Below are 20744 nucleotides of genomic sequence, written 5' to 3' on the forward strand. Positions count from 1 at the left end.
AGAATCAAATAAGATGAAAAAATATACAGACTCAGGTAAAAAAGATACTAGATCAGGTTTTGGAGCAGGATTAGAAGAGTTAGGTAAAACCAACGAAAATGTGGTTGCTCTATGTGCAGATTTAACAGGATCTTTAAAAATGGATGCTTTTAAAGCTAATCATCCAGAACGATTTTTTCAAGTAGGTATTGCAGAAGCAAATATGATTGGGATGGCAGCTGGTATGACTATTGGCGGTAAAATTCCATTCACTGGTACTTTTGCTAACTTTTCTACCGGTCGAGTTTACGATCAAATTAGACAAAGTGTTGCTTATTCTGGCAAGAATGTGAAAATTTGCGCCTCTCACGCTGGTTTAACTCTGGGAGAAGATGGGGCAACTCACCAAATCCTAGAAGATATTGGCTTAATGAAAATGCTACCGGGTATGACGGTTATTAACACTTGTGATTATAACCAAACCAAAGCAGCTACCATTGCAATTGCAGAACACGACGGACCGGTTTACTTACGTTTTGGAAGACCAAAAGTAGCCAACTTTACTCCAGAAGATCAAAAATTTGAAATTGGAAAAGCCTTACAGTTAACAGAAGGTAAAGACGTTACTATTGTAGCAACTGGCCATTTAGTTTGGGAGGCTTTATTAGCTGCAGAAGAATTAGAAACTCAAGGTATTTCTGCTGAAGTGATCGATATTCATACCATCAAGCCATTAGATGATGAAGCTATTTTAAAATCTGTTGAAAAAACGGGTTGTATCGTAACTGCAGAAGAACATAACTTCTTAGGTGGTTTAGGAGAAAGTGTATCTCGGGTTTTAGCCGAAAATAAACCTACACCACAAGAATTTATTGCTACCAAAGATACTTTTGGCGAAAGCGGAACACCAGCACAATTAATGGAAAAATATGGCTTAAATGCTAATGCAATTAAAACTGCAGCGCAAAAAGTGATCAAAAGAAAATAAAATTTCAACGATTTAATTTTTTAAAGTCTTTCTACTACAGAAAGACTTTTTTTTTGTTAAACAATTCTCAATTAAGGTTTTGTAAAGAGCAGTTGTTTAGTTTAATTATTAACTTTAAATAAAAATAATAGATTATGAAAACTACAATTGAAGAAGCTAAAGAAAATATTCATAATGAATTAGTAAATCATTTACAATCCTTATTAGAAAAAAATTATGATGCTGAAAAAGGATTTAAAAAAGCCCTACAAGATACTAATAATTCAAACCTAAAAGAATATTTAAAATACCAAGCGGTTAAAAGAAATAGATTTGCTACAGAAATAGACAAACATATTCATGAATTAAACGAACAACCTATCGAAAAAGGAAGCATTGCAGGAGATATGCACAGAACCTGGATTGATATTAAAACCGCTTTCACTAATAATGATGCTGAAGCTGTACTTGAAGAATGCATTAGAGGGGATAAAAATAGTTTAGAAGAATATGAAGAAAAACTGAAAGACTATAATTTCCCTGCTGAAATTAAATCTACTTTAATTACTCAAGTAGATGAAATTAAAATGACATTAAATAATATTAAAATTATGGAAGATCTTGATTCTGACTGGAAATAGAAAAAATAATTTATCATTAAAAAAGGGGTTCAAATTTTGAATCCCTTTTTTAATACTCTTTAATAAATTTATTCAAATTTACCATTTTTTAATTTTTTATCGTAAAAAAATGTATCACAGTATAAATTTTTAATAAAAATTTATATATTTATTTAATCTGAAATTAATTGAATCTATACTGTAAACATTTATTAATTTTAAATTCATCAAAGTGATAACAGATCAAAGAGAATATTTAGCAGTGGTAGATAGCAATCCTGAGAGTGTTTACTGCTATCACAGCTTGCATTACACTGAAGAGAATGATAGTTTTTTTGATCATTCACATAAAAAAGGACAGTTCACTTATGTTGAAGGCGGAACAATCCACGTAAAAACGAATATTACTAATTACTTTGTTCCCGGAAATCATTTTATCTGGATTCCTGCAGGAGTAAATCATAGTGTATATTCTAATTCAGAATCTGTTCAAATGCGATCGCTATACATTCCGATACTAAGTGATGAAAAACAATATTATAATACGGTAGGCGTTTATCCAGCTACAGATTTACTACTACAACTTTTATCTCATACTAAAGAATGGAGAGGCGATATATTAAAATCACATCGTAAACCGTACCCTATTGTACAGGCGATAAAAGTTTTATTACCAGATTTTTCAAAAACTCCTATTCATTTTACAATTCCTATTATTAAAGATGAAAAATTAAAACAAGTTACAGAGTTTCTGAATAATAATCTTAGCGAAAATATTTTATTATCTCAGTTGGCTGAAAAATTTGAAATTAACGAAAGGACATTACACCGCTTATTTAAAAAAAATACAAACATTTCTTATATTAAATTTTTCACCCTTTTAAGAATGTACAAAGCGATTGATTATTTAGCACAAAAAAAATACAGTATTAGTGAAATAGCTTCTAAAGTAGGATACTCAAGTATTCCTACCTTTAGTAATACTTTTTATAAGGTAATAGGAAAAAGGCCTTCTGACTATCAACGAGGAGCTGAAATTTTAAAGTAAAACTTATTAGCTGCTGGTAATATTCTAAAGAAAATGCCTATCTTCTTTTACAATTAATTTAAAAATATAAAGCAATATATAATTGAATAATTTGCTCGAAAGTTAATTTTCTATCACCTTCATTTGGATACTTCTCTAATTTCATTTATTATTCAGAAAAATGAAAAAATAACATGCATCGTCATTTTAAATTGTATAAACCTTACGGTTATCTAAGTCAGTTTATTACCAATCAAAAAAGTGCCAAGAAGAAAAAGATGTTAGGTGAATTGTACAATTTCCCGAAAGAAACAATGTCTATTGGCCGATTAGATGAAGATTCTGAAGGCTTACTTCTACTAAGCACTAACGGAAAAATGAGCTATGCCGTACTCAGCAACTCGGTAGAAAAAGAATATTACGTACAAGTTGATGGTGTAATCACAACAGAAGCTATTGAGCAATTAAAAAATGGAGTAGAAATTGGTATACAAGGAAAAAAATACCTTACCCAGCCTTGTAAAGCCAAAATTATTGAACCTCCTACTCTCCCAGAACGAGCAAAAAAAATAAGAGATGAGCGCCACGGACCTACCAGCTGGGCATCAATCACTATTACTGAAGGTAAATTTCGTCAAGTAAAAAAAATGACCGCAGCCGTGGGATTTCCTACATTACGCTTGGTGCGTTATCGTGTTGATAAATTCACTATTGAAGATATGAAGGCTGGTGAAGTAAGAGAAATCACCTCTCAATTAAATGATCATTTTCCCGAAGTTGCTGCACAACGTGAACAATAGCTTGTTTAATATCTGCTGAAAATTTGTTTCCCACAGCGTATTTCTGATTGACTTCTATTTCAACACCTATATAATTTTTAGGAAATTTATTTCTTAAGTAAGTCGTAAATCCATCTGCTTTTCCTAAATATGGATAGTTATACCTGATCTTAAAATAAGGTAAGTGCTTTTGTAAAATAGCCTTTAATTTTTTGCTGAATTCTTTCTCTTGTAATTTAGAAGAATCATATAAAATCCCTAAATCTGTATTTCTAACTTTACCATTTAATATAGGAGTAAAAGAATGTAAAGACAGATGAACTATTTTTTCACCCAACTTCATCGATTCAGCAATTTTTTCTACTATTAAATTTCGATAAGGAAAGTAATAGTCCCCAAGAATTTCTTTCTTTATTGTTACTGAAAATTCTTTAGAAACTTCAGAAAATAAATGCTGATGATGCAAAGATCTATTTAGCTCTACTAATAACCGACTTACCTCACTTTTTTTACTAAAATCGGCCAGATGCTTCACCTCATCAAACAAATCTGAAGTTCCCCAATCGTAACCTTTATGAGAAGCTAAATTTTCTTGCTGATCTTTAAAATAAGATTCGTATTTCGGCGGAATCTTATTTCCGCCGTGTTCACAGGTGATGATTAATTTCAAGGTAAAAACAACTTATTTTCTTGTAAACAAGTAGCTAATTTTTGATAAACCTTCTGAATTGAAGCTTCAGAAAAATCATCTTTTAATGCTTTTAATATTCGCGTAGAAAGTGAACCATTAGCCATTATCGTATAAATTGTTTCTTTGGTTTTATCATTCAGTTTACCTGCTACTTTTTCTATTAAAAACTTCCAAATATCTTTAGCGTTGTATTCAATATCAGTCAATCCAAAAACTTTCAAATACAAAGCTGAATTAATAGTTGCCTCTTCGGCTGCTAAGATGGTTTTGTTTAAAATAGGTAGTAATTCGTCTTCATGAATTGCTTTCATTTTTTCTAAATCTAAGGTTGTAATGATCCATTTTAGAACTTCAACAATTAACATAGCAATAGCAACATCTGCTTTTGGGCATTCTTGTAAATCTAAAACTCTAATCTCTATTGCATTTTTATCAAAACGAGCAATTGCACCACGAGAGTTTAAAAAATGATGTTCTAAAATATTCTCGGTATCGTAAGGTTTTATCGCTTTATTGATAGGATTGAAGATTTGTTTCTTATAAGCTTTTTTATTAAAAACTCGTTCAGGTATCACCTTTCCTGCCAATACCGGGATTTCTTTTTGATTGGTTTTATAAACCTGCATTCTTGCGTCTTTAAATCCAGTATTTTTCCCTTCAAAAATGGGTGAGCTTGCGGCTAAAGAAGGTAAAAGTGGTAATAGAATTCTTATACCTGCGTGCAGTTTTTCAAATTCATCATCATTATAAAAAGGAAGGTTAATGTGCATACTTTGCACATTAGACCAACCGTGACCTTTACAATTAAAAATTCTATTATATAACGCATAAACTTCAGAATAGCTATGCTTCCAAAGTTGTGTATCTTTCTCAGGATTCATCATTGGATGCGAAGCTGTAGGTAATAATTGTAACTTATCTGGTGCTAATAACTGATTGATTTCTATAATATTTGAATGAAATTTTTCAGCTAAATTTTCTAAATCATTGGTGGGGCCGTTTGTTTTTAATTCAATAACGTGAGCTACCAACTCGTTGCTCCAACTAATTTCTCCGTTATCAATATCTGCAATTTCTTTACCTTCTTTTGCTTTTAACAATCGATCTACGCTAGGAGAAACTTTTAAATTATTTTGATGCACTAGCATATATTCTAATTCTATGCCCGCAACTTCAAAAAGATGATATTTTTTCATGACTACTTGTCTTCTAAACGTTTTTTAAGCGCTTTTATAATTTGTTGATAAACTTCTTCTCCGTAATGAGCATCTTCGACTCCAAAATCGATATTTGGATTATCGTTAATTTCAATGACTAGCGCTTTGCCGTCTACTTCTTTTACATCTATTCCATACAAACCTTGCCCCATAATTTTAGCTGATTTTAAAGCGGCTTCCATTATTTTTGCAGGTACTTTTTCGATAGGCAAACAATCTGCATTACCGTCTTGATCGTCTTTTTCTTTGGCATCCCAATTATAAATTTGCCAATGCCCTTTTGCCATATAATAACGACAAGCGTAGAAAGCTTTTCCGTCTAAAATGCCAATACGCCAATCGTAATCTGAAGGGCAATATTCTTGAGCAATAATTAAATCTGAAGTTTTTAGCATATCCTGAACCATCTCAAAATATTCAGGTTCTGTTTTAGCTTTCTTCACTCCAAATGAGAAAGTAGAATCTGGACTTTTTAATACGCAAGGTAACTTTACTTCCTTCAATACCTCTTCAATATTTTCTTGGTAAACAATTTTAGTTTTAGGCGCATCTATATTTGCATTTTGTAATGCTTCTGCCATAAAAACTTTATTGCAACATTTTAAAATAGCATCTGGATAATCGATAATCGCAATGTTTTCTTGTTGTGCTTTTCGAGCGAAGGCATAGGCTTCGTTATTTACTTCTGTACTTTGCCTAATAAATAAAGCATCAAATGCAGATAGACGTGATAAATCTTTAGGTGAAACTACTTCTACATAAAAATTATTCTTTTCGGCTACTTCTATAAATTTTTTAATCGCTTTTAAATTACTCGGAGGAGCTGGATCGTCTGGATTTACTAGAATAGCTAAATCGTATAAAAACTTAGAAGGCTTGGCAGTATCGTATCTCTTTTTAGAAAAATATTGAAGCGCAAAACTTTTCATACTCTCCCGATGATCTTTAGGAATTTCTGAGTTAGCTATCGCTCTAATATTTTGAATTGTCCATTTATGAGTAAAAGTAAATTTCACTCTCAAAAAAGGAATTTGAAAATGCTTAAAAAACATAGCACTTAATTCTTTGTATTTAGCGGCCACATTTTGCCCAAAGTAAATACTTAACACAAATTCTCTAGACTTAATGTTTTTTAAACTTTGCTGAACTAAATCATCAAACTCTTCTGAAATTACTTTCACTAATTTAGGAACCCGCAAGTCTACTAGATTTTTACTTGCTGGTATAGGCAAATGCCCTCTAGCTTCTGCTAAAAGTGAAACATAATAACCTTTAGATTGGTAAGAATAATCTTTACAAAGATTAAAAACTCTTACATTTTTAAGCGTCGCATAGCTAGGTGTAGTAAGGTAATCTTGTGCAGATATAATTTTAATATCTTCTTGTAAAAACTCCCAAGGTTTAAGTTGATCTGCAACAATTATTTTTTTCATTTATATGTATATAAAACCGTATAAATGTAATCTAAAAACAAATTGAAAAATTTATTTTTTTCTGAATTATATCATAAAAAAAAGCCTCTTAAAAGAGACTTTTTTTTGGTATTGTCTAGTCAATATTTATTTGACTATAATTTTTTGTGTTTTTTGAATATTATGGTTTGATATTTTTAGAAGATACATACCACTTTGTAAATTTGGAGCAATAGAAGTTTGGTTCGTTGCTGTTGTACTCCAAACTTTATTTCCTAAAATTGAATAAACTTCAATTTTGTATTTTCCTTCAAGCCCTACAATAGTTAAAGTTCCTTCGGTAGGATTAGGAAATACTTTAATTTCAGAAAATTCATTTTCTTCAACTGAAAGATCTTGATGCCAAACCTCACCTACTTGATCTCCCCAAATGTAATCTACTAATTCTGGCAGATCGATAAATGGATTTCTATTAAATTGCCATTCATAAATCACATTATTTCTATTCATTTCAAAATCATCTGCAAGATCATTTTGGTGCCATGTTAATAAAGTGGCTAAATCTCCAAACTGACCTGTTGTATTTTCAGGATAACCGTTCACCACAGACAAATCGTTATAGCGAATAGCCATATAAAATATGCTTCTGGCTACATCGCCTTTAAAACTGCCTTGAGTATCTGCAGGACCGGTGTATTGACCCTGACCCGAACCGTAAAATTGATTACCTCTTGAGCTATTTTCAGGTCCGTCTACCGCTCTAATATGATGTGCATCAGAATTACCATGGCGTAAAGAATCTACATTCGTATTCCAATAATTGTCAATTCCATCTATAAAATCATCTTCTTCAATACTGTAAAAACCACCTCTCGATCTTGGGAACACATGTTCTCTATTCCAAAAGCCTGTACTATTAGAAGTGGTTTGTTTATCTAATTTAGCACGACCTTGTTCTGTATATACCAACCAAACCTCATTACTATTTAATGGATTTTGGTCTGCATCTTCTAAAATATTAAAGACCTCTGCATAGGTTTGCTCTCTTACCACTCCTTCTTCTGCTATAATAGCTTGTAAGGCATCACGTAAATCTTGACCTGATTTCCCTTCTAAGGAGTTGTAATAATTTGATGGAGCTGTACTTTGCACCACACCATAAGTTGGATTAACAGGAGTTCCCCAAGCCGATACTACAAAATCAAGATCTATAATTCTAACCTTTATATTATTATTAGCTAGAATATATTCGTTAGGTAAAGAGCCTATAGCTATACGCATAATTTTGTCTCCATCATTTACTTGATCTTCGGTAATACTTATGGTTGTATTCACGAAACTTTGTCCCTGTGGAATGGTAACCGATGTAGATCCCGTATAATCACTAGCATTAAAAGAACCGTTAGCCAATGTAAAGCTAAAGTTTAGATTACTTGAGACTGGTGTATCTGTAGAAAATTCGATAATAATATCATCGCCTTCATTATATTGATTTTGAGCTACATTTATAGAGACTTGATTTTGTATTATACCACTACCATCATTAAGTTGTCGAGGTGTAGGTGTTGCTACAGAGTAAGTGCCGTCATTGTTACGTTGTATAGATTCAAAATCTTTGTTATTGTTTTCGTCTTCATTAATTTGAACCGAAAGTCCTAATAGTGCCATTAAGTCATCATCATCAGCATCATTTGTATCATAGGCTAAAGCATCTATTAAATTAGTAGTTGTCGCTTGGGTGCCTTCAGGAAAATCTAAATAACTTGCTTGATAAATGCCTATAGCATCTGCTCCATTTTGAATGGTATTATCTGCAATAATATATTGAGGAACTGGAGAAACTTTTTGATTACCAATTACAAAAAGTCCGTTAATATCTGAAGTATAACCATTTAAATCTATTGTAAAATAACTACTGTCATTTCCGCTTGAAGAACCATTAAAAAACACCAACACATAACCGTCTAAAGAAGTTAGCGGTGCATCAGTTTTCAATTCAATAAACTCTAAATCGTCAATTCCGTCTGTATCAGAGTCTAATTCGTTAATCACAATTTGCGCGTTTAAAGAAATAGAGACTAAAAAAAGGAAAAATAGGGTAATTGTTTTTTTCATTTGCTTTCTAATTTAAGTTAGCAAATGTAAGCAAGATGAAGTATCTCCTAGATTAAGTTAAGATTAAAATTTGTAATCTAAATTTATAGAGACATAACTATGCGTTTTTATGTTAGCTATCTCTCCACTATTAAAATGATAGATTACTCCTAAATTAAAACGATGATAAGCAGCGTAAGCTCCAAAATTTGCGTGAAAAGTGGTATGATCTATATCATCGGTAGTTCTATTATCTTGACTATCACTAAAAATATTTCCTTGTAAAGTAGCATCGTAAGCAATGAGTTTGTATCCTGCAGATGCTTGTATAAAGTATTCTATAGCATTTTTAGGTTGAAGTATACTATTATTTAAAGAAGTGGTTTTTCCTAATTCATAAAATCTACCAATTCTCATGTAAATTTTAGGGATGATATACGTACGTACATTTCCTAGAGAAGCTTCACCACTTCCAAAAATATTATACCAAGAATTTCCTATAATATCATGAAAATAATTTGCTTTTAAGTTTACGCCTAATTGATTGGGAATTTGATTTTCCCAACCTTTTAAAACGGTATCTCCAGATACGTTTTCATGAAACCAATTTTGTATAGTCCCAGCTTGAGAAATATCTCCTAACACCCCTACATCTGCCTTTAAAGTTACAAAAGACTTTTCATAAATATACCTGGTAGCTAAGGTGGTATAAGCCCAACCAGCAAAAGGTCTCTCTCCGTTAGGCACTCCGGTTTCAAAATTATAATTTGGAGTATAAGCTTCTAAATGAATTGAAATATCATGAAAGCTATGCTTTTTATTCGGCAAAATTTTAGTGATGAAATTCTCTTCTTTAGGTATAAATCTATAAGCTGCATTTACACCAAAGGTATACGAACGGTCTTTATTGGTAAATACTGCAAAAAAATCATTATCAGTACCAAAATTAAGCTGATGCTGATAAGCAGTTTCTGAAACTAAATTTTCTGAAAATTCTTGCGAAGAAACAATTTTGGAGAGTAAAAAGGTAAATAAAAATATACAGTTTATCTTAGAGATCATTCAATTTAAATTTCGGGCAAGTTGCAAGATTAATTGCATAGTACAAGACACTTTAAAATATATTTAGCAATTTAATTTTAAGATGAATTCTAATTATTAATGATACACTAATTATTCAGTTGCTTTTATAACATTGAAACGAGAAACTATAAAATAAAAAAGCCTTCAATACTGAAGGCCTTTTCATTATATTTATAATAGGTTATTATTAGTACCCTAAATATTCTGTGATTTCTAAACCGTAACCAATCATTCCTACTCTTTTCTTTTGTTGAGAGTTAGAAAGTAATTTTATTTTATGTATACCTAAGTCGTGTAAAATCTGAGCTCCAATACCAAAATCTTTATTATCCATGGCTAAACCTGGAGCTTTCATTTCATCATTTTCTTGATTTTCTTTTACTCCGCGTAAACGATTCAGTAAATTTAAGCTAGATACTTCTTGGTTAATAAATACCACAGCACCTTTTTCTTCTTTATTCAATGCCTGAAACATATTTTCTAATTTTTTATCGGCATTGTTTGTTAAAGTTCCTAATATATCATTATTCACCAAAGTAGAATTCACTCTTACTAATACAGATTCTTCTGTAGTCCAACTGCCTTTGGTTAAAGCTATATGAATTTGATCGTTGGTGGTTTGCTTATAAGCTCTTAAGCGATACTCTCCAAAGCGTGTTTTGATATCAAAATCTTCTTTCTTTTCGATTAAAGAATCGTGCTGCATTCTGTAAGCTACTAAATCTTCAATAGAAATTAATTTTAAATCAAATTTCTTAGCTACTTCTATTAATTGAGGTAAACGCGCCATAGTCCCATCGTCATTTAGAATTTCAACCAAAATTCCTGCTGACTGTAGTCCTGCTAATCTAGATAAATCTACTGCTGCTTCTGTATGACCTGTTCTTCTTAATACGCCGCCATTTTTAGCTCGTAATGGAAAAATATGTCCTGGTCTTCCTAAATCTTCTGGTTTTGTTTCTGCGTCGGTAAAAGATTTAATCGTTTTTGCTCGGTCATGTACCGATATTCCTGTGGTACAACCGTGACCAATTAAATCTACAGAAACGGTAAATTGCGTATGATGAAGCACGGTATTATTATTCACCATTAAATCAAGATCCAATTCATCACAACGATCTTCTGTTAGTGGAGCACAAATTAAGCCTCGACCATGCTTAGCCATAAAGTTAATCATTTCTGGAGTAACTTTTTCTGCAGCGGCAATGAAATCTCCTTCATTTTCACGATCTTCATCATCTACTACAATGACAACTTTACCTTCACGAATATCTTCGATAGCTTCTTGAATGGTATTTAATTTTATTTTATCTGAAATAGCGGTATTTAATGACATTTTCTTAAAATTTTCTATCTGCAAAGGTACGTAATCTATTGGTGGTCTTTCTTTTTTCCTAATCCAATTTTCTTAAAGAACTTTTTAATAGGCTCGGTAATTGCATCTGTATTAATAAAGCCCTGATCTGTAGTGGCTCTATAGGTTAAGTAAATACTTAATGGAAACATAATAAATGTGGAAAGCCAAGTAGCTACAAATGGACTTACTGTACCATCTTCTGCACTATTTTTAGCAAAAATACCTACAAAGTGATAAGTTAAAAATAATAAAATCGCAATGACCATTGGTAACCCTAAACCACCTTTTCTAATGATAGCCCCTAAAGGAGCACCTACAAAAAATAAGATAAAGCAAGCCACGGCTAGTGCATATTTTTCGTGCAACTGAATTTCTGTTTTATTTAAACGAGAAACTTTCTTTTTAAAAATTGATTTTTTCCCTTTAATATTAGAGATTGTACCTCTTACAGAACCTAAAGCTATATTGGTAATTTGTTGTTGTTGATTTATTGTATAAGATTCTAAAAATTCATCAATATTCTGAATATCGTAAACTACAGTATCTTTCTTTTGAGCAGCGGTAACTCTTTTTGAAAGCTTACTCATTTTCAGTTTTCGCTCTGCCTTTAAACTATCATTTTCTTTAACTCCTAACCTTCTAGCACCACTTCTAGTGATAATATTATTGGTAAAGTTTTTTTTATCTTGATTAAAATCTTGTGAAAGAGAATCTATAGACTCATTTAGCTCTGGGATATCGAGCATTTTGTATGAATAATTATACCTCGTTTCACCTAAATCTACATTATTGAAATTAGAAAGATCTATATTAATATTATACTTATCAAAATAGCTTTTCATGAAAGGTTTTTTACGCCGTTCTTTGTAATCTTTAGGCTGAAGCTCATCATAATAATTACCCGTATAAAGCACTAATGCCAAACCTTTATCTCCAGAACTTACCAGCTCGCCAGATTCGGCTTTAATAACGGTATGGTTGCCCATACGCTTGGGGTTCTTCTTATGAATAATTACATCTTTAAATTTATCTCCCTCTTTACCATACTTCTTACCCACTTTCATATTAACGTCGCCAATTTCATTAAAAGCTCCTTCAACAATAGCCATAGAAGGTTTTAATTCTCTAATATTGTAACGCAAATTTATAGACTTAAATTCTGCCCAAGGAATTACTGTATTGGTAAAAAACAAAGCCAGTAAACTTAAAAAGCCTATAAAAAAGATAAGACTTCTCATCGCTCTTTGTAATGATATTCCTGAAGATTTCATGGCAGCAAACTCATAATTTTCTGCAAAACCACCAAAAACCATAATTGAAGAAACCAATATCGTAAGCGGCAATACTAACGGAACCAAACTGGGAGTTAAATACAATAAAAATTTACCAATAATGCCGTAGTCTAAATCTTTTCCAGCAAGTTCTGAAATATGAAGCCATATTCCCTGAAGTACAAAAATGAACATCAGGATGACGAATACTGCTAAGAATGTTTTAACAAAACTTGAAAATATGTAGCGATCTAAAATCTTCAATTTACTAATCTAAAAGATTTATATAATAGCCTTGATACTTATCTTCATTAAACTTAAATAAATTCTCAGATAAGTTTTGATCTGTTTTGAAACCATTTACTTTAATGGTTACTTTAGTCCCATTGTCTTGGGTCTGTATTAAATTATAAATATGTTTAGTTTGTACATCTATGCCTAATAAAATTTCTTTAATTTCTGCATTAGAATCTATAGGGATTAACTTGACATACTGAATTTTTCTACCTTTTACATTCTGCTTAATATCCCACTTATACAAATACCCATCTTCATAAAAAGTAAGCATTTCTGAAGGTGTAATTCCTGTATTATCTTCAGGATTGTAGGTAGAAATATTTATCTCTTCATCTTCAGGAATAATAGTATACAGTTTTTCACCATCGAACAAACGAGTGGTTCCCATCAGATTTAATCTATACTTATCGTCTTTTAAATTAACATCACCACGAGTTTCTTGTTTTATATTTTCTGTTGTATTTTCTAAAACATAAGAAAATTCTATTTCTATATTGTCGTAAGATCTTACTTTTTTAGAGACTTCGTCTAGTAAAGCTTTGGCTTTATCTGAATTTTGCGCAAAAGTAACTGAACTACATGCTACAAAAAGACTAAGTAAAAAGGTTAATTTTTTCATTGGTTAGGTTAATTTTATTCGTTATTTAAATGTTGTTCTAAAGCGACTAAATCAGAAATTAAAACCTGCCTAGCTTTGCTTCCTTCAAACTGCCCTACAATACCTGCAGCTTCTAATTGATCTATTAATCTTCCTGCACGATTGTAACCCACTTTAAGCTTACGCTGTAAAAGTGATGCAGAACCTTGTTGTGCTGTAACTAATACCTCAGCTGCTTGCGTAAACAGTTTATCACGTTCATCTACATCTATATCAAGTCCTGTGCCACTTTCTTCAGATTCATATTCTGGAAGTTGGTGTGCATCTGGATAAGCTTTTTGAGAACCTATAAATTCTGTTATTTTTTCAACCTCTGGTGTATCTACAAAAGCACATTGTAATCTTACCAAATCGTTACCTTGGGTATATAACATATCTCCACGACCTATAAGCTGTTCTGCTCCTCCACTATCTAAAATTGTTCTTGAATCTATTTTAGAAGTTACTCTAAAGGCTATTCTAGCTGGAAAATTGGCTTTAATCATTCCCGTAATTACATTTACAGATGGACGCTGAGTAGCAATTATTAAATGAATACCAATGGCACGTGCTAATTGAGCTAAACGAGCTATAGGCATTTCAACTTCTTTTCCTGCGGTCATAATTAAATCTGCGAACTCATCAACCACAAGAATAATATAAGGTAAGAACTTATGTCCGTCTTCAGGGTTTAGTTTTCGAGCTTTAAATTTTTCATTGTATTCTTTTATATTTCTCACCATCGCATCTTTCAGCATATCATAACGATGATCCATTTCAATACAAAGTGAATTTAAGGTATTTATTACTTTAGTATTATCGGTAATAATAGCTTCTTCACTATCAGGAAGTTTTGCCAAGTAATGTCTTTCTATTTTATTAAATAGGGTGAGTTCTACTTTCTTAGGGTCTACCAAGACAAATTTCACCTCAGCAGGATGTTTTTGATAAAGTAAAGATGTTAAAATACAATTTAAACCAACAGATTTTCCTTGCCCGGTTGCTCCTGCCATTAATAAGTGAGGCATTTTAGCCAAATCGACTACAAAGGTTTCATTAGAAATTGTTTTTCCTAAAGCAATAGGTAATTGCATTTCTGCATGCTGAAATTTAGAAGACGCAACTACAGAACGCATAGAAACAATACTTGCATTTTTATTAGGCACTTCTATACCAATAGTACCACGACCCGGTATTGGTGCTATAATACGAATACCTAATGCTGCTAATGAAAGTGCGATATCATCTTCTAAATTCTTAATTTTAGATATTCTTATTCCCGCCTCTGGTACAATTTCATAAAGGGTTACTGTTGGACCTACTGTGGCTTTAATTTGCGCGATCTCAATTTTGTAATTCTTAAGCGTATTAACGATATTGTCTTTATTCTCTTCTAATTCTTGCTGATCTATCGTTATACTAGAACCGCCTGCGTTATAATCTTTCAGCAATTCAATAGTGGGAAATTTATAGTTAGAAAGTTCTAAAGTTGGGTCAAACTCTCCAAAATCTTTAACGATTTTTTTACTTAGACTATCTTCTTCCTCTTCTTCTTCCGCTGTTTCCACTTCCATAGCTACATCTTCTTCATCATTAGATTTAATCACAATTTTCTCTTTAACTGGTGATTTTACTTCTGGTGTAGCAGTAGCGTTTTCAGCTTCATTTAAAGCATTCTTATCTTCAGGTTCGTGTTGTATTGCGGCACTTTCTTGACCTTCTTCTTTTTGTTCAAATTTTATAGCAAGTTCTGCTTCGGTTTCTTCTGAGTTTGAAGAGCTATTATCAAAATTATTTACTGAAATGGATTGATTTGTTGTTGAAGAATTTTCTTCGTTTTCAAATGTTGAAGACTGTTGCTGTGCTTCATCAAAATCTTCTGCTACTTCATTTTTAGTTTTATGAAAATACTTGGCGACTACTTCTGGCGTAATATTTAACCTTGCTACTAAGTAAACAATTAAGATAAAAGCCAATAGTAAGATGGTTCCTGCAAAACCTAAATAATCTTGAAGAAAATCATTAGTTTCAAAACCTATCATTCCTCCTAAAAGTGCGTTACTATTGGCAAAAAAGCCAAGTACCGTTGAAAACCAAATCATTACTAAAACACCCCAAAACCAAAAAACTTTAAGGTTGGTTTTATTCATTCCGAAGAAAAAATAAAAACCCGTAAGGCTTACCAATACAGCTATGCTATAGGCGGCAACACCAAAACCTTTATAAATAAAGAAATTACTAATGCCAGCTCCAAATTTACTCATCCAGTTTTGAGTCTCTACACTTCTGTCTGAGAGCTGACTTAATGTACTTTGGTCTACCTTCCAATTAAATAAAAATGAAGTAAAAGCAACCAATAAGGCAATCCCAAATAATATTAAAAAGCTACCAAAAATCACCTTTTGCTTACGGGTAAAATTGAGGTTAGGTTTTTTAAAGCCGGAAGCTTTCTTTTTTGTTGTTGTCTTTTTTTTCTTTGCCATGTATTGATCTAGTCACTAAGTAGCAAAAATACAAATTCAACTGAATTAAAGATAAGAAAACTTAGTTATAGCCTATTTAATTATAAACAGCATCTTATTTTAATAAATTAGGAATTAATTTTTCTTTAAATTTTTCAAAAGCTTCAATATGTGGCAAATGCCCTACATTTGAGATTTCTTCTAACTTAGAATTAGGTATTTTTTTAGCAGTTGCTTTTCCTAACTCATCATAAAGCCCCATAGTTGCTTTCACATCTTTAGAAACTAAACCCTTACCTAATGCGGTACGATCTCTAGTACCTATAATTAGTAGCGTTGGCACTTTAATTTCTGAAAACTCATAAACTACAGGCTGCGTAAATACCATATCATAAGTTAAAGCGGCATTCCACGCAATTAGTGGGTAGTTTTCGTTTTTGGTCCATCCAGCTAAAATATTTACCCACTCATCATACTCAGGTTTCCAATCGCCATCGTAATAACTTTCTTTTTGGTAGTTTTTAATTTTTTTGTAATCTTTTTTTAATTCACCTTCATACCAATTATCAATAGACTGGTAAGGAACTTTTAACTTCCAATCTTCTAAACCAATTGGATTCACCAACACCAATTGTTTAGTATAGTTTGGATACATTAAAGTGAAACGTGCAGCTAACATTCCGCCCATAGAATGTCCTAAAATAATAGGATTTTCTACTTTGATTTCTGAAAGTAAATTTTTGGTGTTTTCTGCTAATTGCTGAAATGTATATTGAAAATATTTTGGCTTGGTAGATTTTCCAAAACCTATTTGATCGGGCGCCACCACTCGGTAATGATTCTTTTTCAGTAACTCAATAGTGGTTTCCCAATAAGCAATATTAAAATTTTTTCCGTGTAATAAAACGACAGTTTGTCCGTTCCATTTGTTAGGCTTTTCATCTATATAAGCCATTTTTAGATTTTGCTGTTGGGCTTCGAAATTGTAAAAAGCAACTTCGTAAGGATATTCATAATTAGAGAGATCTATCGCTAAATTTTTGATTTGATTTTTTTGAGCGATTGCCAAATTTGAGCCTAAGAAAATGAATAATAAACTAATGATAGCTTTCATAATTTAAGTGTTTAGGTTAGATTAAAACTAAAAATTTTAATTAAAAAAATAAGGGACATAAATAATAAGCCCCACGGTAATGGCTGTAATGGCAGCAAAAAATACTGCTCCTGCTGCCATATCTTTTATCAGTCCTATTTTATGATGAAAATTTGGGTATATAAAATCTGCTATTTCTTCTATAGCGGTATTTGCTGCTTCTAAACTAAGCACGAGACCCATTGCGAATATTTGAAAAATCCATTCTGTAGACGTAATATCAAAATAAAAACCCAATCCAATCATTAAAATTGAAATGACTACTTGCACCTGCACAGGCGGTTCTGTTTTTATTAAAATATATGCTCCTTTTAGCGCATACTGGCAGGCTTTTATACGTTTTCCCAGAAAGGAATTTTGCATTATAATAAAGTTTTTAAAGCTGAAAGATAATCGGGTTCATCTGCTATTTCTTTTACTTGCTGCGAATGTAATACTTTTCCATCTTCATCTACAACAATCACTACACGAGACAACAAGTTTTTAAAGGGCCCATTTTCAATCTCTAATCCGTAATCTTTTCCAAATTGTTGGTTCTGAAAATCGGATAGCATTTTTACTTCTTTCAACTCTTCAGCTTCAATAAAACGTTTTTGGGCAAATGGCAAATCTCTAGAAACACAAAGCACTTCTGTGTTATTCAAATCTTTAGCTCGTTGGTTAAAATTGCGGACAGAAGTCGCACAAACATTTGTATCTATACTGGGAAAAATATTTAAAATTAAACGTTTACCGCTATAATCTGAGAGTTTTACTTTTTCTAAGCTTGGGGTGAGCAATTGAAATTCGGGTGCTTTTTTATTAATTTCAGGTAAATTACCTACTGTTTTACAAGCTTCTCCTTTTAAAGTGATATTTGCCATTTTTATTTTTAAAATTACAAATATTGGTTATCAATCTTATTAAAGCTATCATAAAAAAAGGATTACCGTATGGCAATCCTTTATATTTTGTAATCTATCTAAAATAACTATTTATCTATAGAGCCTAATACTTTTTTAACAAAGTTATTGGCCGCGTCTTTTTCTGGCACGCCTTCTTCTACCATTTGATGAACTTCAATCGCTCCACAAATATTGGTAATTAATTCTCCAACAACATCCATATCTTCATCTGTACAAGAACGGTGTTCGGTAAAAGACTCTAATACTTCTACGGTATGTTCTAACTTCTGTTTGTCGTTGTTTTTCTGTAAGTGTTTAATTACTGGTAACTTCATCTACTAATTCTTTTAAAGATTCTAACTTATTAGTTTGTACTTGATTTACAAAACTTCCTCCTTTAAAGGTAGCAAAAGTTGGTAAATTATCTACAGTAGCTAATTTTCTTGATTCTGGATATTTTTCAGCATCTACTAAAATAAATTTAGCATTTTCGTTTTCTGAAGCGAGCTTTTTAAATTTTGGCTTCATTAAACGACAGTTTCCACACCATCCAGCCATATATTGTACGACCACTGTGTCATTGTCTGATACAATTTCATTTAAATTATCTTGATCTAATTCTTGTAACATAGCATTTTGTTTTGTTGGTTAAAATTTACCGACAAAACTCAATTTGCCGGTAAATACTTTTTCTTTTTCTAGCAATTCTTAAAAATCTTAGTTTGCAGCTAAATAAGAAGAAACTCCTTCTCGGTCTGCTTTCATAGCTGTTTTTCCTTCTTCCCAGTTGGCAGGACAAACTTCTCCGTGTTTTTGAACGTGTGTATAAGCATCTATCATTCTAATAAACTCACTTACATTTCTTCCTAATGGCATATGGTTTACTCCTTCATGAAATACTGTACCTTCTTCATCGATTAAATAAGTGGCACGGTAAGAAACGTTATCACCATCTACGGTATAAGCACCAGTCTCATCATCATATCTTTCATTAGTAGTATCTAAAATACCTAATCTTGAACTTAAATTTCTGTTAGAATCTGCTAAGATTGGATAAGTTACACCTTCGATACCTCCATTATCTTTAGAAGTATTTAACCAAGCAAAATGAACTTCTGCAGTATCACAAGAGGCACCTATTACAATAGTATTTCTCTTTTCAAATTCTGGAAGTGCTTCTTGAAAAGCATGAAGTTCTGTTGGACATACATAAGTAAAATCTTTCGGGTACCAGAAAAGCACAACTTTCTTGTTATTCTTTTTAGCCTCTTTTAAAATGTTAATTTTAAAAGTATCGCCCATTTCATTCATTGCATTTACTTCTAAATCTGGAAATTTTTCACCTACAATTGACATAATTTTATTTATTTTTTAGTTATTCTTTCAAATTATTTTCATTACAAAAATAAGGGATCTATCTACTTTTAAAAACCTATCTTACTTATTAAATTTTATTACGTTATAGATTTTTACTATCACACATTACAAATACAATAACATAAAACTATTTACTGTTTTTTAGTATTAAATATATGGAATAATTTATAATCGTTTATGTATTTTTATTTTTATGAAGACACTTATTAAAAATATAAAACAGCTTATACAAGTTAGAGATCATCATACCACTAAGGTAAGTGGATTAGAGATGAATTACCTACCTACCCTAACCAATGCTTGGCTTTTAATTAACGACGATAAAATTGAAAATTATGGAGGCATGGAAAACCTACCCAAAATTGAAGCCGATCGTGAAATTGATGCCACTGGAAGAATGGTGCTTCCTTCTTGGGTAGATTCACATACGCATTTAGTATATGCTGGTCACCGAGAACAAGAGTTTATTGATAAAATTAAAGGCCTTAGTTATGAAGAAATTGCTGCGAAAGGCGGTGGGATTGTTAACAGTGCAAAAACTTTACAACATACAAATGAAGAAGAACTTTATCTGCAGTCTTTACAACGCTTAGAGCAGGTGATAAAAATGGGAACCGGAGCTATTGAAATTAAATCGGGTTATGGACTTACTCCTGAAGCTGAACTAAAAATGCTTCGCGTTGCTAAAAAATTGCAAAAAGCACACCCTATCACCATAAAAACAACATTTTTAGGAGCTCATGCTCTACCCGCAAAATTTAAAAATAACAAACAGGGATACATCAATCAGATTTGCGAAGAGATGTTACCACAAATTGCAGAAGAAAATTTAGCCGATTTTATTGATATTTTTTGTGAACAAGGTTATTTTGATTTAAATGACACCAAACAAGTTTTAGAAGCAGGAAAAAAATATGGATTACGAGGAAAAATTCATGTCAATCAATTTAACTCAATAGGCGGCGTTAAAATGGGAGTTGATTATAATTCGCTTTCGGTAGATCATTTAGAAGTTATGAATGATGAAGATATTGAAACATTAAAAGGAAGTGAAACCATACCGGTAGCTTTACCTTCGTGTTCTTTATTTATAAAAATACCATATGCCCCAGCTCGTAAAATGATAGATGCTGGTTTGCCTTTAGCCATCGCTACAGATTACAACCCAGGCAGCTCTCCTAATGGTAATATGAATTTAGTGGTTTCTTTAGCTTGCATAAAAATGGGGATGACACCAGAAGAAGCTATCAATGCAGCAACAATAAATGCTGCATACGCCATGGGATTAGAAAAAACTCATGGCAGCATTACAAAAGGAAAAACCGCTAATCTAATGATAACAGATGTCATCCCAAGTTATGGTTTTTTACCATATTCATTTGGTAATAATCATATTCATCAAGTTATTTTAGCAGGAAAATTAATACAATAATCTTA

The 20744-nt window shown here is 31.9% G+C and carries 20 protein-coding genes; 5 read left to right on the forward strand and 15 right to left on the reverse strand.

Annotation, left to right across the window (positions count from 1 at the left end):
- The first annotated feature begins 13 nt into the window (after positions 1-13).
- The 4 genes from KW502_RS09415 (at position 14) to KW502_RS09430 (ending at position 3393) form a co-directional block, all read left to right on the forward strand.
- On the forward strand, positions 14-967 hold the full coding sequence (locus tag KW502_RS09415) for a transketolase family protein (protein ID WP_219040304.1): 954 nt from the start codon (positions 14-16) through the stop codon (positions 965-967).
- 134 nt (positions 968-1101) lie between these two features.
- A complete protein-coding gene (locus tag KW502_RS09420) occupies positions 1102-1587 on the forward strand; it encodes a ferritin-like domain-containing protein (RefSeq protein WP_219040305.1) in 486 nt (161 codons plus the stop codon).
- A gap of 211 nt (positions 1588-1798) precedes the next feature.
- Complete coding sequence (locus tag KW502_RS09425; protein WP_219040306.1) at positions 1799-2614, forward strand: AraC family transcriptional regulator; 816 nt, start codon at positions 1799-1801, stop codon at positions 2612-2614.
- A 173-nt stretch (positions 2615-2787) separates the two neighbouring features.
- On the forward strand, positions 2788-3393 hold the full coding sequence (locus tag KW502_RS09430) for a pseudouridine synthase (RefSeq protein ID WP_219040307.1): 606 nt from the start codon (positions 2788-2790) through the stop codon (positions 3391-3393).
- Here KW502_RS09430 and KW502_RS09435 read toward each other — a convergent pair.
- From KW502_RS09435 to KW502_RS09505, 15 genes are all read right to left on the reverse strand, one after another.
- Positions 3338-4042, reverse strand: a complete 705-nt coding sequence (locus KW502_RS09435; RefSeq protein WP_219040308.1) for an N-formylglutamate amidohydrolase — start codon at positions 4040-4042, stop codon at positions 3338-3340. The two genes, KW502_RS09430 and KW502_RS09435, sit on opposite strands and share 56 nt — an antisense overlap.
- Positions 4039-5259 carry a glutamate-cysteine ligase family protein gene (locus tag KW502_RS09440; protein ID WP_219040309.1) on the reverse strand — a complete coding sequence of 407 codons (1221 nt, stop codon included), beginning with the start codon at positions 5257-5259 and terminating at the stop codon, positions 4039-4041. Before KW502_RS09440 ends, KW502_RS09435 begins: the two co-directional genes overlap by 4 nt.
- Before the next feature lie 2 nt (positions 5260-5261).
- On the reverse strand, positions 5262-6713 hold the full coding sequence (locus KW502_RS09445; protein ID WP_219040310.1) for a RimK family ATP-grasp domain-containing protein: 1452 nt from the start codon (positions 6711-6713) through the stop codon (positions 5262-5264).
- A 126-nt stretch (positions 6714-6839) separates the two neighbouring features.
- Positions 6840-8807 (reverse strand): endonuclease, encoded by a 1968-nt coding sequence (locus tag KW502_RS09450; RefSeq protein WP_219040311.1) that lies wholly within the window; start codon positions 8805-8807, stop codon positions 6840-6842.
- Between the two features lie 63 nt (positions 8808-8870).
- Positions 8871-9848 carry a lipid A deacylase LpxR family protein gene (locus KW502_RS09455; protein WP_219040312.1) on the reverse strand — a complete coding sequence of 326 codons (978 nt, stop codon included), beginning with the start codon at positions 9846-9848 and terminating at the stop codon, positions 8871-8873.
- A gap of 208 nt (positions 9849-10056) precedes the next feature.
- Complete coding sequence (ribB, locus tag KW502_RS09460; RefSeq protein ID WP_219040313.1) at positions 10057-11205, reverse strand: 3,4-dihydroxy-2-butanone-4-phosphate synthase; 1149 nt, start codon at positions 11203-11205, stop codon at positions 10057-10059.
- A 35-nt stretch (positions 11206-11240) separates the two neighbouring features.
- Complete coding sequence (locus tag KW502_RS09465) at positions 11241-12761, reverse strand: LptF/LptG family permease (protein WP_219040314.1); 1521 nt, start codon at positions 12759-12761, stop codon at positions 11241-11243.
- Between the two features lie 4 nt (positions 12762-12765).
- Positions 12766-13413 (reverse strand): outer membrane lipoprotein periplasmic chaperone LolA1, encoded by a 648-nt coding sequence (gene lolA1 / locus KW502_RS09470; protein WP_219040315.1) that lies wholly within the window; start codon positions 13411-13413, stop codon positions 12766-12768.
- 14 nt (positions 13414-13427) lie between these two features.
- A complete protein-coding gene (locus tag KW502_RS09475; protein ID WP_219040316.1) occupies positions 13428-15914 on the reverse strand; it encodes a DNA translocase FtsK in 2487 nt (828 codons plus the stop codon).
- 94 nt (positions 15915-16008) lie between these two features.
- Positions 16009-17007 carry an alpha/beta fold hydrolase gene (locus KW502_RS09480; protein ID WP_219040317.1) on the reverse strand — a complete coding sequence of 333 codons (999 nt, stop codon included), beginning with the start codon at positions 17005-17007 and terminating at the stop codon, positions 16009-16011.
- Positions 17008-17043: 36 nt separating this feature from the next.
- The gene (locus KW502_RS09485; RefSeq protein WP_219040318.1) at positions 17044-17409 is read right to left on the reverse strand and encodes a diacylglycerol kinase; all 366 of its coding nucleotides are present in this window, start codon (positions 17407-17409) and stop codon (positions 17044-17046) included.
- The gene (gene tpx / locus KW502_RS09490; protein WP_219040319.1) at positions 17409-17909 is read right to left on the reverse strand and encodes a thiol peroxidase; all 501 of its coding nucleotides are present in this window, start codon (positions 17907-17909) and stop codon (positions 17409-17411) included. Before tpx ends, KW502_RS09485 begins: the two co-directional genes overlap by 1 nt.
- Positions 17910-18016: 107 nt before the next feature.
- On the reverse strand, positions 18017-18265 hold the full coding sequence (locus tag KW502_RS09495; protein ID WP_219040320.1) for a DUF6952 family protein: 249 nt from the start codon (positions 18263-18265) through the stop codon (positions 18017-18019).
- On the reverse strand, positions 18246-18560 hold the full coding sequence (locus KW502_RS09500; protein WP_219040321.1) for a thioredoxin family protein: 315 nt from the start codon (positions 18558-18560) through the stop codon (positions 18246-18248). Before KW502_RS09500 ends, KW502_RS09495 begins: the two co-directional genes overlap by 20 nt.
- Before the next feature lie 87 nt (positions 18561-18647).
- On the reverse strand, positions 18648-19286 hold the full coding sequence (locus tag KW502_RS09505) for a peroxiredoxin (RefSeq protein ID WP_219040322.1): 639 nt from the start codon (positions 19284-19286) through the stop codon (positions 18648-18650).
- A 214-nt stretch (positions 19287-19500) separates the two neighbouring features.
- On the opposite strand from KW502_RS09505, the gene hutI reads away from it, so the two are divergent.
- Positions 19501-20739: an imidazolonepropionase gene (gene hutI / locus KW502_RS09510; RefSeq protein WP_219040323.1), complete on the forward strand. Its 1239-nt coding sequence runs from the start codon at positions 19501-19503 to the stop codon at positions 20737-20739.
- The last annotated feature ends 5 nt before the right edge of the window (positions 20740-20744 follow it).

Source organism: Mesonia aestuariivivens, from assembly GCF_019311235.1.
Taxonomy (GTDB): domain Bacteria; phylum Bacteroidota; class Bacteroidia; order Flavobacteriales; family Flavobacteriaceae; genus Mesonia; species Mesonia aestuariivivens.

Bases quoted from the DNA above. Each gene is read 5' to 3' on its own strand.
- KW502_RS09415 (WP_219040304.1), top strand. From the start codon at position 14: ATGAAAAAATATACAGACTCAGGTAAAAAAGATACTAGATCAGGTTTT.
- KW502_RS09420 (WP_219040305.1), top strand. From the start codon at position 1,102: ATGAAAACTACAATTGAAGAAGCTAAAGAAAATATTCATAATGAATTA.
- KW502_RS09430 (WP_219040307.1), top strand. From the start codon at position 2,788: ATGCATCGTCATTTTAAATTGTATAAACCTTACGGTTATCTAAGTCAG.
- KW502_RS09440 (WP_219040309.1), bottom strand. From the start codon at position 5,259: ATGAAAAAATATCATCTTTTTGAAGTTGCGGGCATAGAATTAGAATAT.
- KW502_RS09445 (WP_219040310.1), bottom strand. From the start codon at position 6,713: ATGAAAAAAATAATTGTTGCAGATCAACTTAAACCTTGGGAGTTTTTA.
- KW502_RS09450 (WP_219040311.1), bottom strand. From the start codon at position 8,807: ATGAAAAAAACAATTACCCTATTTTTCCTTTTTTTAGTCTCTATTTCT.
- KW502_RS09455 (WP_219040312.1), bottom strand. From the start codon at position 9,848: ATGATCTCTAAGATAAACTGTATATTTTTATTTACCTTTTTACTCTCC.
- ribB (WP_219040313.1), bottom strand. From the start codon at position 11,205: ATGTCATTAAATACCGCTATTTCAGATAAAATAAAATTAAATACCATT.
- lolA1 (WP_219040315.1), bottom strand. From the start codon at position 13,413: ATGAAAAAATTAACCTTTTTACTTAGTCTTTTTGTAGCATGTAGTTCA.
- KW502_RS09475 (WP_219040316.1), bottom strand. From the start codon at position 15,914: ATGGCAAAGAAAAAAAAGACAACAACAAAAAAGAAAGCTTCCGGCTTT.
- KW502_RS09480 (WP_219040317.1), bottom strand. From the start codon at position 17,007: ATGAAAGCTATCATTAGTTTATTATTCATTTTCTTAGGCTCAAATTTG.
- KW502_RS09485 (WP_219040318.1), bottom strand. From the start codon at position 17,409: ATGCAAAATTCCTTTCTGGGAAAACGTATAAAAGCCTGCCAGTATGCG.
- tpx (WP_219040319.1), bottom strand. From the start codon at position 17,909: ATGGCAAATATCACTTTAAAAGGAGAAGCTTGTAAAACAGTAGGTAAT.
- KW502_RS09495 (WP_219040320.1), bottom strand. From the start codon at position 18,265: ATGAAGTTACCAGTAATTAAACACTTACAGAAAAACAACGACAAACAG.
- KW502_RS09500 (WP_219040321.1), bottom strand. From the start codon at position 18,560: ATGTTACAAGAATTAGATCAAGATAATTTAAATGAAATTGTATCAGAC.
- KW502_RS09505 (WP_219040322.1), bottom strand. From the start codon at position 19,286: ATGTCAATTGTAGGTGAAAAATTTCCAGATTTAGAAGTAAATGCAATG.
- hutI (WP_219040323.1), top strand. From the start codon at position 19,501: ATGAAGACACTTATTAAAAATATAAAACAGCTTATACAAGTTAGAGAT.